This is a genomic window from Methylobacterium sp. AC832 (genome assembly GCF_979256025.1).
This window is the reverse complement of the sequence record NZ_CEEDMV010000002.1, coordinates 536225-549818: the sequence shown is the minus strand read 5'-3', so window position 1 is coordinate 549818 and position 13594 is coordinate 536225. Positions and strand designations below refer to the sequence as shown.

The 13594-nt window shown below is 67.5% G+C and carries 14 protein-coding genes; 11 read left to right on the top strand and 3 right to left on the bottom strand.

The annotated features are described in order from the left end of the window. Nucleotides 1-22: 22 nt before the first annotated feature. A complete protein-coding gene (gene dctA, locus AC0IXR_RS09755) occupies nucleotides 23-1354 on the bottom strand; it encodes a C4-dicarboxylate transporter DctA (protein ID WP_471760566.1) in 1332 nt (443 codons plus the stop codon). 190 nt (nucleotides 1355-1544) lie between these two features. Between dctA and AC0IXR_RS09750 the strand changes: the two genes are divergently transcribed. Continuing rightward, nucleotides 1545-2447 carry a LysR family transcriptional regulator gene (locus AC0IXR_RS09750; RefSeq protein WP_311273927.1) on the top strand — a complete coding sequence of 301 codons (903 nt, stop codon included), beginning with the start codon at nucleotides 1545-1547 and terminating at the stop codon, nucleotides 2445-2447. Nucleotides 2448-2670: 223 nt separating this feature from the next. Here the strand turns inward: AC0IXR_RS09750 and AC0IXR_RS09745 are convergent, their stop codons facing one another. After that, entirely contained in the window at nucleotides 2671-3588 is a 918-nt protein-coding gene (locus tag AC0IXR_RS09745; RefSeq protein ID WP_207411838.1) for a LysR family transcriptional regulator, read from the bottom strand. A 207-nt stretch (nucleotides 3589-3795) separates the two neighbouring features. On the opposite strand from AC0IXR_RS09745, the gene AC0IXR_RS09740 reads away from it, so the two are divergent. The 4 genes from AC0IXR_RS09740 to AC0IXR_RS09725 all read left to right on the top strand — a co-directional run bounded on the left by AC0IXR_RS09740 (nucleotide 3796) and on the right by AC0IXR_RS09725 (nucleotide 8995). Continuing rightward, a complete protein-coding gene (locus AC0IXR_RS09740; RefSeq protein ID WP_311273926.1) occupies nucleotides 3796-4674 on the top strand; it encodes an SDR family oxidoreductase in 879 nt (292 codons plus the stop codon). Nucleotides 4675-4932: 258 nt separating this feature from the next. Next, the gene (locus AC0IXR_RS09735) at nucleotides 4933-5124 is read left to right on the top strand and encodes a type II toxin-antitoxin system ParD family antitoxin (protein ID WP_056433188.1); all 192 of its coding nucleotides are present in this window, start codon (nucleotides 4933-4935) and stop codon (nucleotides 5122-5124) included. Continuing rightward, the gene (locus AC0IXR_RS09730) at nucleotides 5124-7631 is read left to right on the top strand and encodes a PAS domain-containing protein (protein WP_471760793.1); all 2508 of its coding nucleotides are present in this window, start codon (nucleotides 5124-5126) and stop codon (nucleotides 7629-7631) included. Before AC0IXR_RS09735 ends, AC0IXR_RS09730 begins: the two co-directional genes overlap by 1 nt. Before the next feature lie 131 nt (nucleotides 7632-7762). Beyond that, the gene (locus AC0IXR_RS09725; RefSeq protein WP_471760565.1) at nucleotides 7763-8995 is read left to right on the top strand and encodes an FAD-dependent monooxygenase; all 1233 of its coding nucleotides are present in this window, start codon (nucleotides 7763-7765) and stop codon (nucleotides 8993-8995) included. Between the two features lie 111 nt (nucleotides 8996-9106). On the opposite strand, the gene AC0IXR_RS09720 is transcribed toward AC0IXR_RS09725, so the two are convergent. Continuing rightward, nucleotides 9107-9718, bottom strand: coding sequence for a sigma-70 family RNA polymerase sigma factor (locus AC0IXR_RS09720; protein ID WP_471760564.1), 612 nt, complete (start codon nucleotides 9716-9718; stop codon nucleotides 9107-9109). A gap of 537 nt (nucleotides 9719-10255) precedes the next feature. On the opposite strand from AC0IXR_RS09720, the gene AC0IXR_RS09715 reads away from it, so the two are divergent. From AC0IXR_RS09715 to AC0IXR_RS09690, 6 genes are all read left to right on the top strand, one after another. Next, on the top strand, nucleotides 10256-10417 hold the full coding sequence (locus AC0IXR_RS09715) for a CsbD family protein (protein WP_200919214.1): 162 nt from the start codon (nucleotides 10256-10258) through the stop codon (nucleotides 10415-10417). Between the two features lie 58 nt (nucleotides 10418-10475). Further along, nucleotides 10476-10979 (top strand): CsbD family protein, encoded by a 504-nt coding sequence (locus AC0IXR_RS09710; protein WP_419953811.1) that lies wholly within the window; start codon nucleotides 10476-10478, stop codon nucleotides 10977-10979. Nucleotides 10980-11201: 222 nt separating this feature from the next. Then, entirely contained in the window at nucleotides 11202-12122 is a 921-nt protein-coding gene (locus tag AC0IXR_RS09705) for a PhnA-like protein (RefSeq protein ID WP_471760563.1), read from the top strand. Nucleotides 12123-12197: 75 nt separating this feature from the next. After that, nucleotides 12198-12401, top strand: coding sequence for a CsbD family protein (locus AC0IXR_RS09700; protein ID WP_471760562.1), 204 nt, complete (start codon nucleotides 12198-12200; stop codon nucleotides 12399-12401). A gap of 85 nt (nucleotides 12402-12486) precedes the next feature. Next, nucleotides 12487-12924 carry a CsbD family protein gene (locus tag AC0IXR_RS09695; protein ID WP_207411830.1) on the top strand — a complete coding sequence of 146 codons (438 nt, stop codon included), beginning with the start codon at nucleotides 12487-12489 and terminating at the stop codon, nucleotides 12922-12924. A gap of 178 nt (nucleotides 12925-13102) precedes the next feature. Next, the gene (locus AC0IXR_RS09690) at nucleotides 13103-13537 is read left to right on the top strand and encodes a BA14K family protein (RefSeq protein ID WP_471760561.1); all 435 of its coding nucleotides are present in this window, start codon (nucleotides 13103-13105) and stop codon (nucleotides 13535-13537) included. Nucleotides 13538-13594 lie beyond the last annotated feature (57 nt).

Sequence of the window (13594 nt, the reverse complement as noted above, 5' to 3'; positions counted from 1 at the left end):
CGGACGAAAGCGGCCGGAAGGTCTAGTGGGCGGCCGCCACGGGGCGGGGCAGGGCATGCCCGACTTCCGTGTCGGGAACGACGTCCTCGGATGAGACGGCGGCCCGGTTGCGGTAGGCCTCCTCCGCCTTGGCGAGGTCGAAGGCGCCTTCCCACTTGGCGACCGCGATGGTGGCGACCGCGTTGCCGATGAGGTTCGTGACCGCCCGCGCCTCGTTCATGAAGCGATCGACGCCGAGCAGAAGGACGAGGCCGGCGACCGGGACGGTGTGGATGCTCGACAGGGTGGCGGCGAGGGTGACGAACCCGGCCCCGGCGACACCCGCCGACCCTTTCGAGGTCAGGAGCAGCACGCCCAGGACGACGAGCTGGTCGCCGATGCCCAGCGGCGTGTTGGTGGCCTGGGCGACGAAGATCGCCGCCATGGTCAGGTAGATGCAGGTGCCGTCGGCGTTGAAGGTGTAGCCCGTCGGCAGAACGAGGCCGACCACCGACTTCTCGCAGCCCACCCGCTCCAGCTTGGCCATCATCCGGGGCATCACGGCCTCGGTGGAGCAGGTCCCGAAGGTGATGAGGATCTCGTCCTTGAAGAAGCCGAGGACCTTGAAGAGCGAGAACCCGGTCCAGGCGCAGACGGAGCCGAGCACCAGCACGACGAACAGGATCGACGTGGCGTAGACACCGAGCATCAGGTAGGCGAGGGACCAGACGGTACCGAAGCCGTACTTGCCGATGGTGAAGGCGACGCCGGCACCCGCACCGATGGGGGCCAGGCGCATCACCATGGCGACGATGCGGAACAGCGCGTCCAGCAGGCTGTCGATGACGACGACCACCGGCTTGCCGCGTTCGCCCGCCTGAACCAGGGCGAGGCCGAAGAGCAGCGAGATCAGGATGATCTGCAGCATGGCGCCCTTGGCGAAGGCATCCACCATCGTCGAGGGGATGATGTCCATGAGGAAGCCGACGATGCCGGGCTGCGCTTCCGCCCGCTTGGCGTAGGAGGCGATGGCGCTGCCGTCGATATGCGTGGCGTCGATGTTCATGCCGACGCCCGGCTGCATCACGTTGACCACCACGAGGCCGATGACGAGGGCCAGCGTCGAGACGACCTCGAAGTAGATCAGCGCGCGCACACCGATGCGGCCGACCTCCTTCATGTTACCCATCTTGGCGATGCCGACCACGATGGTACCGAAGATGACCGGCGCGAGCAGCATCTTGATCAGCTTGATGAAGCCGTCCGCCAGGGGCTGCAGCGTGACGGCGACGTCCGGCAGGAAATACCCGACGAACCCGCCGAGGACGATTGCTATGAAGACTTGAACATAGAGTCGGCTTAGCCATGACTTCATGATCTGTTTCCTCCTGATCTGCCACTTAGCGGGCAGCTTGATTAGTGATCCCTCTTGTGGGGCTTGATGCTGTGGGTACGCCTGGACACCCTCGTCCGGCCAATGCCATGTTCGGTTCGGGCTATGCGCGAACGGCATCGGGCTGGACGGACGGATGGACATGGTCCGACCGATGGATCTGGGCTGATCGATGGATCTGGACTGGCTGAAGGACTTCCTCGCACTGGCGGAGCAGAAGACGTTCTCGCGGGCGGCGGAGGCCCGGAGCGTGACGCAGCCGGCCTTCAGCCGGCGCATCCGGGCTCTCGAGGATTGGGTCGGGACGCCGCTCTTCGCACGGGGCGCGCAAGGGGCGGCGCTGACCCCGGCCGGCGTCACCTTCCTCCCGGCAGCCCAGGCTCTGCTGCACAGCCTGGAGCGGGCCCGCCGCGAGACGCGGGCGGTGGGCGCTCAGGATACGGCGACGCTCTCCATCGCCGCGACCCACGCCCTATCGTTCACGTTCTTTCCGAGTTGGGTCCGCCGGGTCATGCGATCCCGGACGCTGGGCACGCTCAATCTCATTTCGGACAGCATGGAAGCCTGCGAGCAGATCATGCTGTCGGGCGAGGTGCACTTCCTGCTCTGCCACTTCCACGGGAACGCCCCGACGCGGTTCGAGCCCGACCGGTTCGAGAGCGTGCGGGTCGGCGACGATCGTCTCATCCCGCTTTGCGCGCCCTCGGGAGACGGCGCGGGTCTGTGGTCGCTGCCGGGATCGTCCGCCGAGCCGGTTCCCTACCTGGCCTACAGCCAGGCCTCGGGCCTCGGCCGCATCCTCGCGAGCTGCCGCAACGGGGATTCGTTCCACCTCGACACGCGCTTCACCTCGCATCTCGCCGCGACGCTGACGACCATGGCGCGCGAGGGGCACGGCGTCGCCTGGCTCCCACAAACGGTCGCGGCCGACGATCAGACGCGCGGTCGCCTCGTCCGCGCGGGGCACGAACAGTTCGACGTGCCCATCGAGATCAGACTGTTCCGCTCGCTCGAGTGCCGCAATCACGCCGCCGACGAGCTTTGGGACTATCTCACCGGAGCGCAAACCTCATAGCTCGTGGGTGCGTCGATCACAGCTGCGTCCCCGTGGAGCACTGCCAGTCTTGGGCCGGTGGACATCTGCTTTCGGGAAGTCAGTCAATCGCCGTCTATGGCAAGGTTGGGATCTGCCCGCTCCTCGGTGATGAATCGGCAAGACAGGTCGATAGCCTATGAACCGAATCGGGCCGCCCCCTGAACGGCCCACTCCCGCATATCTCCCGGGGGGCTCCGCGATCCTACCCAGGGTGCTTGACGACACCGTCACTCGGCATCCGGCTGGCGAGCGCATCGATGGCGAGGCGTGACCGCAACGGCAGATACCGTGCCGCGGGCCAGACGGCGTAGCAATCCATGGTCGCGTAGGGCCGCTCCGCCCAGAGCTGGACGAGTTCACCCTTTTGCAGGCTGTCGCGGATCAGCCAGTGTTGGAGCCAGCAGAGGCCGAGCCCCGCCTTGGCGGCGCTCAGAATGACTTCGACGTCGTCGAACCGCAGCCTGGAATGTGGGGAAACCGGGACGAGGACGCCGTTGGCATCCGGCAGGCGCCAGGCATAGCCGCGGTCGCCGCGCGCATAGGCGAGCGCGTCGTGCCCGGCGAGATCCGCGAGCTCCTCCGGGCGTCCGCGTGCATCGAGGTAGGACGGGGAGGCGCAGAGCACCATACGTTCCGTCACCAGCCGCCGGGCACGCAGGGAGCTGTTGTTGCCGAGCGCGCCGAAGCGCAGCCCGAGGTCGAAGCCGTCGGCGATCAGATCGATGACCCGGTCGCTGAAATTCAGGTCGAGTTCCAGCTTCGGATGCGCCTTGGCGTAGTCGAGCAGGATCGGCGCCGCGCAGCGCCGGCCGAGGAGAACCGGCATCGAGATCCGCAATCGCCCCGCCACCTCCTGGCGGCCCGATTCGAGGAGCGCCTCGCCGGTCCGCAATTCCGCGACGGCGCGCAGGCAATGTTCGTAGAATTGCTGCCCGGCTTCCGTCAGGCTCTGGGTGCGCGTGGTCCGTTGGAACAGGCGCACGCCGAGCCGCTCCTCGAGCCGGGCCACGGCCTTGCCGACGGCGGACCGGGACAGGGACAGCCGGTCCGCCGCCCGCGCGAACCCGCCAGCCTCTACCGCCTCCACGAAGATCTGCACGCCGTCGAACTTGTCCCGCATCGGTCGCCCGATCCTGCCGATCCTGATCCGTCGATTGTAGCGCCACAGGCAACAAAGAAGCGAATACTCAGATCTGAAGCCGCAGAAAAATCTACGCTAGAGGAAGGGCGGACGGACGGCGAGGCCCCGACAGGAGCGGCCCCGCCCAAAGGGCGGCAGAGGCCGAGTCCCGTAGGCGCGCCCCGGATGGAAAAGGAAGAACTGAGGATGAGCGCGAAAGTCGTTGTGGTCACCGGCGCGAGCAGTGGCTTTGGAAAACTCACGGCCCTGGAACTGGCGAGGCGCGGTCACAGCGTCATCGCGACCATGCGGGATGTCGAGGGCCGGAACAGCGCGGTCCGGAACGAGCTGATCGAGGCCGCGAAGGCGGAGGGGAATCCCCTGCAGGTCCTCGAAATGGATGTGGTCAGCGACGACTCGGTCGAGGCCGCCATCGCTCGGGTCATCGCGCAGCACGGCAGGATCGACGTTCTGGTCAACAATGCCGGCCTGATGCCCATCGGGGTGACGGAAGCCTACACGATCGCCGATGTCGAACGGCTGTTCGCGGTCAATGTCTTTGGGGCGGTCCGCGCCGACCGTGCCGTCCTGCCGCATATGCGCGCCGCCGGCAGCGGACTGATCGTGCAGGTCACGTCGCTGATGGGACGCTTCGTCATCCCGTTCTTCGGTGTCTATGCGGCGACCAAGTTCGCGCTCGAAGCCCTGGCGGAGACCTATCGTTACGAGCTGAGCGGCTTCGGGATCGATTCGGTCATCGTGGAGCCGGGCCCGTTCCCCAGCAACCTGATCTCGTCCAGCCCCGAGCCGTCCGATACGGACGTACTGACCGCCTATGGCGCAGTGGCGTCGATCCCGGGCCAGATCAAGGACAACGCCGACAAGTCGTACGACCCCGCCCATCCTCCGCGCCCGCAACTCGTCGCCGATGCGATCGCCGGGCTGGTCGAGGCAACGGAGCGGCGTCCCCTGCGCACGGTGGTCATGCCAGAGGGCGTGGATTTCGGCGTCGCGCGCATCAATGAGGCGGTGGCTCCGATCCAGAACGACATGCTTCGGGCCATGGGCATGGCACACGTCATCTGAAACATGAGGCGGCGGGACATGCCACACGCCGCTTTTCGACGGGTTCGGTCTCGCTCGATGGAGGGGACGTTGCCTCGTAGGGGCCTTCCAGCCCCTGCGCTGAACGGATCGGGATGCCCCGGATGTGGTCGAACGGCCGGTTCGGCACGCTCCCGGATGCCTGCGGGATCAGAGCTGATTGAACCGCTGCCGCTGCCCCCTCGACCGGTACAGTTGCTAACTTTTGACAGCTTTATGGCCCTGTGACACCGTTCGGTCATGTCGAGCACGCCGACCCGCAACATCGCCCTGACCCATGAGCTGGAGAGCTACATCAAGGGTCAGGTCGCGAGTGGGCATTACGCAAATGCCAGCGAAGTCGTCCGCGCCGGTCTTCGCCTTCTGATCGAGCGTGACCACGCGGTGCCTCGCTCCCGCGGCCATAGCTCCGCCAAAGCGGCGGACAGATGATGACCGCCTCGATTGCCGCTCCGTCCGCCCCGCACGACTTCCAGGCGGATATCATTGCGGTCGAGGGCATCGCCGCGGTTCCGACGATCCTGAACGTGGTCTGTCGGACGACCGGCATGGGCTTCGCCGCCATCGCCAGGGTGACGGACGACCGCTGGGTCGCCTGCAGTGTCAAGGACGACATCGCCTTCGGTCTGGCGCCGGGCGGCGAGCTGCCGGTCGCCACCACGATCTGCGACGCGATCCGCTCGTCCGGGACGGGCGTGGTCATCGACCACGTGTCCGAGGACCCGGCGTACCAGGCGCATCCGACCCCGGAGATGTACGGCTTCCAGAGCTACATCTCGATGCCCATCACCCTGCCGGACGGCAGCTTCTTCGGCACGCTCTGCGCCATCGACCCTCGTCCGGCCCGACTGAACACGCCGGAGACAGTCGGCATGTTCAGGATGTTCGCCGACCTCATCGGCTTCCATCTCGACGCGCATAGGCGCCTCGCCGACCGGGAGGCGCTCCGGCGCAGCGACGCCTTCGTCAGAGGCATCCTCAGGGCGAGCCCGGATTGCGTGAAGGTGCTCTCCGCCGACGGCACGCTGGAGTTCATGAGCGCGCGGGGCCTGGAACTCAACCAGATCGGATCGCTGCAGGACGTGGTGGGGCAGGAATATGCCGGGCTCTGGCCGGAGGACGAGCGCGCCAAGCTGCGCGATGCCGTCCGGCGGGCGGCCGCCGGAGAGGTCTCACGCATCGAGGGGCAGGCCCAGACGGCCGATGGCGACCTCCGCTGGTGGGAGGTGAGCTTCGCACCCTTCCAGCCCGACGAGGGCGGTGCCCTCAAGCTCGTCGGCATCTCCCGCGACATCACCGAGCGCTACCGGGCCGAGACCGCGCGGCAAGCCGGGGCGGAGGCCCTGCAAGCCCTGAACGACGACCTGGAGCGGCAGGTCGCGGAGCGGACGGCAGAGCTTCGTCTGTCGCGCGACATCCTCCAATCCAGCGCTGCGCCCATCTGCGCCTTCGACACCGCGTACCGGCTCATCGCCTTCAATCAGGCCCATAGCGACGAGTTCTTCCGCATCTTCGCCCACCGCGTGCAGGTCGGCGAGGTGTTCCCCGACCTGTTCCCGCCGGACCAGGCCCCGGTCATGCGCGGGTTGATGGAGCGCGCGCTCCGGGGCGAGACATTCACCGTCACCGAGGAATTCGGCGACCCCGACCTGGCGAAGCCCTATTGGGAGGTGTCCTACTCGCCCTTGCGCGACGAGGTGGGACACATCGTCGGGGCGTTCCACTACGCCAAGGATATCTCGGAGCGGCTACGCGCCGAGACCGCACTCGCCGACACGCAGGAAGCGTTGCGCCAATCGCAGAAGATGGAGGCCGTCGGGCAGCTGACCGGGGGCGTGGCGCACGATTTCAACAACCTTCTCACCATCATCCGCTCCTCCGTCGATTTCCTGCGCCGGCCGGAGCTGCCCGAGGAGCGCAAGCGGCGCTACCTCGATGCCGTGTCCGATACGGTCGACCGCGCCGCGAAGCTGACCGGGCAGCTCCTCGCCTTCGCCCGCCGCCAGGCCCTCAAGCCCGAAGTGTTCGAGGTCGGCGAGCGCCTGCGCGCCGTCTCCGAGATGATCGACACCGTGACGGGGGCCCGCATTCGCCTGACGGTGGAAACGCCCGACGAGCCCTGCTTCGTGAAGGCGGACCTGAGCCAGTTCGAAACCGCCCTCGTCAACATGGCGGTGAATGCCCGCGATGCGATGGACGGGGAGGGGACCCTGACCCTGACTCTGGTGCGCCGGGGAAAGCTGCCGCCGATCCGGGGGCATGCGGTCGCCCTTGGAGCCTTCGCGGCGATCTCTCTCACCGATACGGGCACCGGAATCGCGCCTGAGCAGTTGGGCCGCATCTTCGAGCCGTTCTTCACCACCAAGGAGGTGGGGAAGGGAACCGGCCTCGGCCTCAGCCAGGTGTTCGGTTTCGCCAAGCAGTCCGGCGGCGATGTCGACGTGTCGACCAGGCTCGGGCACGGCACGACGTTCACGCTCTACCTGCCCGAGATCGTGATCGAGCAGAACGGCGCGGACCGCGAGATACCGCAGCCGGCCCCGGGCTCCCCGATGGGTGCGGGCCAGCGCGTCCTGGTGGTCGAGGACAATATCGAGGTGGGCCGCTTCGCGACGCAGATCCTCGAAGACCTCGGCTACCGCACCACCTGGGCCGTCAATGCCGAGGAAGCCCTGGAGCTGTTGGGGAGCGAGGGCAACGGATTCGACGCCGTGTTCTCGGACGTGGTGATGCCGGGCATGGGCGGCATCGCCCTGGCCAAGCGATTGCGCGCGCAGCTGCCGAGCCTGCCGATACTGCTCGCCTCAGGCTACAGCCACGTCCTGGCGCAGGATGGAACGGAGGGTTTCGAGCTTCTGCACAAGCCGTACTCGGCCGAACAGCTCGGGCGCATCCTGAGGCAATTGACGACGAAGCGGATGAACGCGCTCGTCGACTGATCGAAGCGGTATTCACGAATTCCTGGCGTCGAAGTCGGGAAGCCTGCCCCCTGACATCGATCGTCCGCTGGTGCTTCCGTGCTCGGAACCTAGATCCAGCCCCACATCGTCACCACGCCCCCGGACATTTCATGGCTCATCGCATCCTCGTCACCGGAGCCAGCGTGGCCGGCTGTACCCTCGCATGGTGGCTCGCCCATCTCGGAAACGAGGTCACCGTGGTCGAGCGGGCACCCGCCTTCCGGGACGGCGGGCAGAACATCGACGTGCGCGGCGTCGGCCGTGACGTGCTGCGCCGGATGGGACTGGAACAGATCGCCCTCGAACGCGGAACGGGCGAAACCGGAACCGCTTGGGTCGATGGCGAGGGCCGGATCGCCGCTCAATTCCTCGTGGACAGGGACGGCGGCGACGGACCGACGGCCGAGATGGAGATCCTGCGCGGGGACCTCGCCCGCCTCCTCTACGAGGCCGGGCGCGACATGGCGCAGTTTCGCTTCGGTGACAGCATCGACAGGATCGACCAGGACGGGGAGGCGGCGACCGTCACCTTCGCGAGCGGCCGCACCGAGCGCTACGACGCCGTCGTCATCGCCGAGGGTGTCGGTTCGGCGACGCGCGAGCTCGTCTTCCCCGGCGAGAACGATCCGCGCTGGATGGATCTCGTCATCGCCTATTTCACCATCCCGCGCGTCGCCGACGACGACCGGCTCTGGCGCTGGTACAACGCGACCGGTGGCCGGAGCGTCTCGCTTCGACCCGACCGCAACGGCACCACGCGGGCGATGCTGTCCCTCCGGCAGCCGCCGGGGAACGAGCAAAGCTGGGACAGCGACCAGCAGAAGGCGTTCCTGCGGGAGCGCTTCGCCGGTGCCGGCTGGCAGACCGGACGTGTCCTCGCCGGCCTGGACACGACGGAGGATTTCTACTTCGACGTCCTTCGCCAGGTCCGGATGCCGCACTGGTCGAAGGGCCGCGTTGCGTTGGTGGGTGATGCGGCCTGGTGCGCCACGCCGCTCGCGGGCATCGGCACCACCCTCGCCATCACCGGCGCCTTCGTGCTGGCCCACGAGCTCTCGCGGACCGCCGATATTCGCTCAGGCTTCGATGCCTACGAGAGGGCGATGCGACCAATGGTCGAGCAGGGCCAAGGCGTCCCGAAGATCGCCCCGAAATTGGCGAACCCGAAAAGTCGCCTCGGCATCCGTCTCCTCCACGGTGCGTTGCGCTTCGCCAGCATGCCCATCACACGGCGTATCGCGGGAAAACTGTTCTCGAATGCGCCGAAGGCACCCGACATGTCGCGTTACGACCCTCCGCCCACGGCTGACGAGGGGCCATCCTCCACGCTTCGGACAGCCTGATCGCTTGCGCGACGATAGCGCCGGGACCCGACAGGGCCAGCCGAGCGACGGACACCGGACCGAACGGCCGGGCGACTCCTCACCCTCAGCGCAGGCGCGCGGACATCGTCGTCATTGGCCCAGGGCAAGGGTGAGGCGGTAACGCGCCTGGCTCACCCGGACCCTCACGGTGCCGACGGGGCAGCCGAGCACGGCGGCCGCCTCCTCATGCGTGAGTCCATCCACCGTCACCAGCAACAACGTCTCTCGCTCCTCCATGGGAACGGCATCCAGGGCGGCCTGTAATACGAGATGGGCGGCCCCTTGCTGCTGGTTGGCAGCAGCCGAGTGTTCGGCCGCGACGGCACCGTCGAAATCCAAGATCCGGCGCCTCACGCGCCTGTGCTTGTTGTGGTGGATATTGCGCAGGATCGTGAACAGCCACGCCACGAGGCTGGTGCCCTCAGCGAACCGGGAGCGCTGTTCCCAGGCCCGCATCAGCGTGGCCCGGACCATGTCGTCGGCCTCCACGATGTTGCCGGTGCGCAGGAGAGCGGAGCGGCGCAGGCGCGGCACGAGGGCGATCACCCCGTCGCCGAACGCCTTCGAGACCTGCCGCTCCGCCTCCGCGTCGAGCAGGGCGGCCCTGAGCCGGAGCAGAACCCTACCGAGCCGCGTATCGGCCTCGACCGTGCCCGCTCTGGGAATGAGCTCTTCAAGTCTTCGTCCAAGCTCATCCTGCACGGGGGGATTCGAGCCATCTGGATATGAAGATTCTTTAGCTTCTGTGGTGACGTACATTCCGCAGATACGTCCTTGTACCGGATAGCGGCCGGAGGTCGCCGTGCTTCTACGGTTGAGAATACGTACGCGCTTCTGGATGATCGCTCACGTTCACGTCAATGATCCAGATATACCAGTCTTTCGCTTTCACACATCGGAACCGCCGGCCACCCCCACCTGTTAGAGGCGGGCTTGATACAGGCGGCACGGAAGGCGGTCGAAGGTGGTTGGCGGCGGCAGGCATGAGCTTCGGCGGGTCGGCGGGCGCAAGGACTGTCTTGTCCCGATCGTCATGACAGGCGGCCACACGGAGGCCGCCCGCCGGAAGCTCAACGAGCACGAGCATTCCGCAGACGTTGTCCAGAGCCGTAGCGACAGTTTCCCCTCGCTCTGAACTGACGAATAAAAATCACTCTACTAGTAGATTTGCATCATTGCTCGGCAGTGAGCACGGGCCACTTGAGGGGTGTGTCAGTCACTGAGGCATTGGAGCATCCCGTGAGCGCGCAAAAGACGACCGATGCTTCCGACAAGCTCAAGGCCTCGGTGAAAGAGGCCATCGGAAAACTGGTCGGAGATCCAGAAGTCGAAGCCGATGGCAGATCTCAGCAGAAATTACTGAAACCCGACGTGAAACCGAAGACCACCCCAAAGTCGTAGCTTCGGCGGAACGTCACGCTTCACGAACATCCTTCACGACAAGAACAGGAGAGACATCATGGTCGATGCGGATCGCATCACGGGCGCCGCCAAGGAACTCGGCGGCAAAGTGCAGGGCACGGTGGGCGACCTCACCGGTTCGAAGCGGGATTCGGCAGAGGGCCGTGCGCGTGAGGCACAGGGTGCTGCCGAGAACCTCTATGGCCAGGCCAAGGACACCGTGCGCGACGCGGCCGACCAAGTGGTCGATACCGCCCGCGACATCGGCGGTAAGGTTCGCGACACGGTCGGAAACCTGATCGGGTCCGACGACGTCGAGGACCGCGCGCGCCGCGCCCAGGGCGCCGCTGCCGACACCTACGACCGCGCAGAGCGCTCCGTCCGCAGCGCTGGCCGCGAGGCCTATGACCGGGCCGAGGACGCCTACGAAAACGGCGGCAATTATCTGCGCCAAGGCAGCCGCGAAGCCAGCAACCAGATCGCCGAGCACCCTGTCGCCGCCCTGCTGGTCGCGGGTCTCCTCGGCTACGGAATCGGCCTCCTCATCCACGGCCGCGACTGACGCTTAGAGCGCTCTCCGCCGAAGTGGATGCCGGTTCGGCGAAAAAGAGCGCGGCAAAACAAAGGCCTGGAGATGTGCCCCGACCCAACGTGGCCGGGAGCAGCTCTAGCGCCGCGATCGATCGGCCCGACCGCGCCGTGACCGCGCGGTCGGGCCCATGAGTTCACCCACCCCCGAACGACCGAGCTTCTCGGACGACCGACGACCCGGAGTACCAGTATCGTGTCCACTTCCCCCCTTCTTGCGACCTCATCCACCCCGGCCGCCGCCGACACCCGCACCGTCCTGCTGAACCAGGTGTCGTGGGGCGCGATCTTCGCCGGCGCCGTCACCGCCCTGGTGACCCAGGTCATCCTCAACATGGTCGGCGTCGGCATCGGCCTGTCCAGCGTCGGACCGGTGGCCGCCGACAACCCGGCTGCCTCGACCCTGTCGCTCAGCGCCGGCATCTGGTTCATCGTCTCGGGCATCGTGGCCGCCCTCGCGGGCGGCTTCATCGCCGGGCGTCTGTCGGGCAAGCCCGTCACGGGCGCCGCCGGCCTGCACGGCCTCGTTTCCTGGGCGGTGACCACCCTCGTCGTCCTATATCTTCTCACCTCCGCTGCGGGCGGCCTCATCGGCGGCGCCTTCTCCGGCGTGACCAGCACGCTGGGCGGAGCCGGCTCGCTGGTCGGCGGCACCGTGCAGACCGCGGCCCAGGCCGCCGCCCCGTCGCTGTCGAAGATCACCAACCCGCTCGACGGCATCGAGCAGAGCGTCCGCAACCAGGCCGCCGGCCAGGACCCGCAGGCCGCCAAGGACGCCGCCGTCGCCGCGATCCGCGCCCTGTTCACGGGTGATCCGAGCCAGAAGGCCCAGGCCGAGAACCGTGCCGCCGACGCGCTGGCCAAGGCCCAGGGCATCCCGGTCGACCAGGCCAAGACCCAGATCCAGGACTACCGCAAGCAGTACGAAGAGACCGTCGCCACCGCCAAGCAGAAGGCCGAGGCCGCGGCCGTCGCCGCCAAGTCCGCCGCCACCCAGGGCGCCTTCTACGGTGCGCTTGCCCTGATCCTCGGCGCGCTCGCCGGCTTCTTCGGCGGCCGCCTCGGCGCCCCGAAGCTCAACACCCTCGCCGACAGCTACGGCGCCCGCCGCGCCTGAGCCACTCCCCGGCCGGTCACCCACTACCGGCCGCCCCCCTCACGATCCTCATCATTTAACCGAAGGAGCATCCCCATGAGCAGCACCACGGACAAGCTGAAGGGCCTCGCCAACGAAGCCGCCGGCAACGTCAAGCAGGCGGCCGGCAAGGTCACGGGCAACGACACGCTGGTGGCCGAGGGCAAGGCCCAGGAACTCGAGGGCGAAGCCCAGCGCACCGTCGGCGAGGCCAAGGACGGCGTCGCCTCGGTGGTCGACACGGTCACCGGCAAGCGCTGAACCGGCAAACGCTGACCCGAAAGGGCGGGCCCCGACCCGATCCGGGGCCCGTCACCTCCATCAATTTCGAACCTGGGAGTATCTCATGAACGGCGACCAGTTCCGCGGCGCGTCCCGCCACCTCACGGGCCGCGCCCAGACCGCGCTCGGCGGAATCACCGGTGATCCCGCCCGTCAGGTGCGCGGCGCCGTCAATCAGGTGGCCGGCGGTGCGCAATACGCCTACGGCCGGGCCCGTGGCCGGGCCGAGGATTTGGCCCAGGATGGCCGAGACATCGCCCATGAGATCCGGGATCGCGCCGGAAATCTCGTCGAGGACGGACGTCACCTTGTCGACGAGGCGCGAGATCGGGCCGGACACCTCATTGCCGATGGGCGCGACCTCGCGCGTCACGCCCGCAAGCGCGGCACGACCTACGGCCGGCAGGCCGTTCGCTACGCCGACAACAACCGAGCCTCCGCCGTGTTCGGCCTCGCCGCCGTCGCTTTCGCGGTCGGATGGCTGTCCCGTTCCAAGCGTTGATCCCTCGTCCTCGGAGACCATCCCATGATCCGCAAGCTCCTGACTGCCTTCCTGCTTCCGAAGGTCATCGCCTATGTCAGCCGCCGCTTCGGCGGCCGGTCCGCCGCCCCGCCGAACCGTCGGGGCTACTGATCCGGTTTCGGCATTTCCCCATCGTACGTCAGGAGACCACCTCACGATGAAACTGACCTTCGCCCTCGCCGCCACCTTGGCCGCAACCCTGATCGGGCTTCCGGCCCAGGCCTCCCCGGCCACCGTCTCTCCGATCGGTGCGCTGGTCCGTGGTGACCTGCCGACCGGGTACGTGCAGCACCGTCGCTTCGGCCATCGGCACGGCTGGCGTGGCGGGCGTGGATACGGCCGGGGCTACGGCCATCGTCGTGGCTACGGCTACCGCCGTGGTCCCGGCGTGGGCGCCGCCGTCGGCGCAGGCGTGGCAGGCCTTGCGGCGGGGGCCATCATCGGCGGTGCCATCGCCAACTCGCAGGCCCAGGCCGCCCCGCGTGGGGTCCCGGCCGAGGCCGTCGCAGCCTGCGCCCGCCGTTTCCGCTCTTACGACGCGGCCAGCGGAACCTATCTCGGCAACGACGGCGACCGTCACACCTGCCCCTGATCCATCGATGGGGCCAGGACACGCCCGGAAAATGCCGGCGTCGCTCCGCCCCGGCTC

What these genes read in the sequence shown, in the direction of transcription:
- AC0IXR_RS09725 (WP_471760565.1), top strand. Translation starts at nt 7,763, where the DNA reads ATGGCTCATCGCATCCTCGTCACCGGAGCCAGCGTGGCCGGCTGTACC.
- AC0IXR_RS09750 (WP_311273927.1), top strand. Translation starts at nt 1,545, where the DNA reads ATGGATCTGGACTGGCTGAAGGACTTCCTCGCACTGGCGGAGCAGAAG.
- dctA (WP_471760566.1), bottom strand. Translation starts at nt 1,354, where the DNA reads ATGAAGTCATGGCTAAGCCGACTCTATGTTCAAGTCTTCATAGCAATC.
- AC0IXR_RS09740 (WP_311273926.1), top strand. Translation starts at nt 3,796, where the DNA reads ATGAGCGCGAAAGTCGTTGTGGTCACCGGCGCGAGCAGTGGCTTTGGA.
- AC0IXR_RS09690 (WP_471760561.1), top strand. Translation starts at nt 13,103, where the DNA reads ATGAAACTGACCTTCGCCCTCGCCGCCACCTTGGCCGCAACCCTGATC.
- AC0IXR_RS09695 (WP_207411830.1), top strand. Translation starts at nt 12,487, where the DNA reads ATGAACGGCGACCAGTTCCGCGGCGCGTCCCGCCACCTCACGGGCCGC.
- AC0IXR_RS09700 (WP_471760562.1), top strand. Translation starts at nt 12,198, where the DNA reads ATGAGCAGCACCACGGACAAGCTGAAGGGCCTCGCCAACGAAGCCGCC.
- AC0IXR_RS09730 (WP_471760793.1), top strand. Translation starts at nt 5,124, where the DNA reads ATGACCGCCTCGATTGCCGCTCCGTCCGCCCCGCACGACTTCCAGGCG.
- AC0IXR_RS09745 (WP_207411838.1), bottom strand. Translation starts at nt 3,588, where the DNA reads ATGCGGGACAAGTTCGACGGCGTGCAGATCTTCGTGGAGGCGGTAGAG.
- AC0IXR_RS09735 (WP_056433188.1), top strand. Translation starts at nt 4,933, where the DNA reads ATGTCGAGCACGCCGACCCGCAACATCGCCCTGACCCATGAGCTGGAG.
- AC0IXR_RS09710 (WP_419953811.1), top strand. Translation starts at nt 10,476, where the DNA reads ATGGTCGATGCGGATCGCATCACGGGCGCCGCCAAGGAACTCGGCGGC.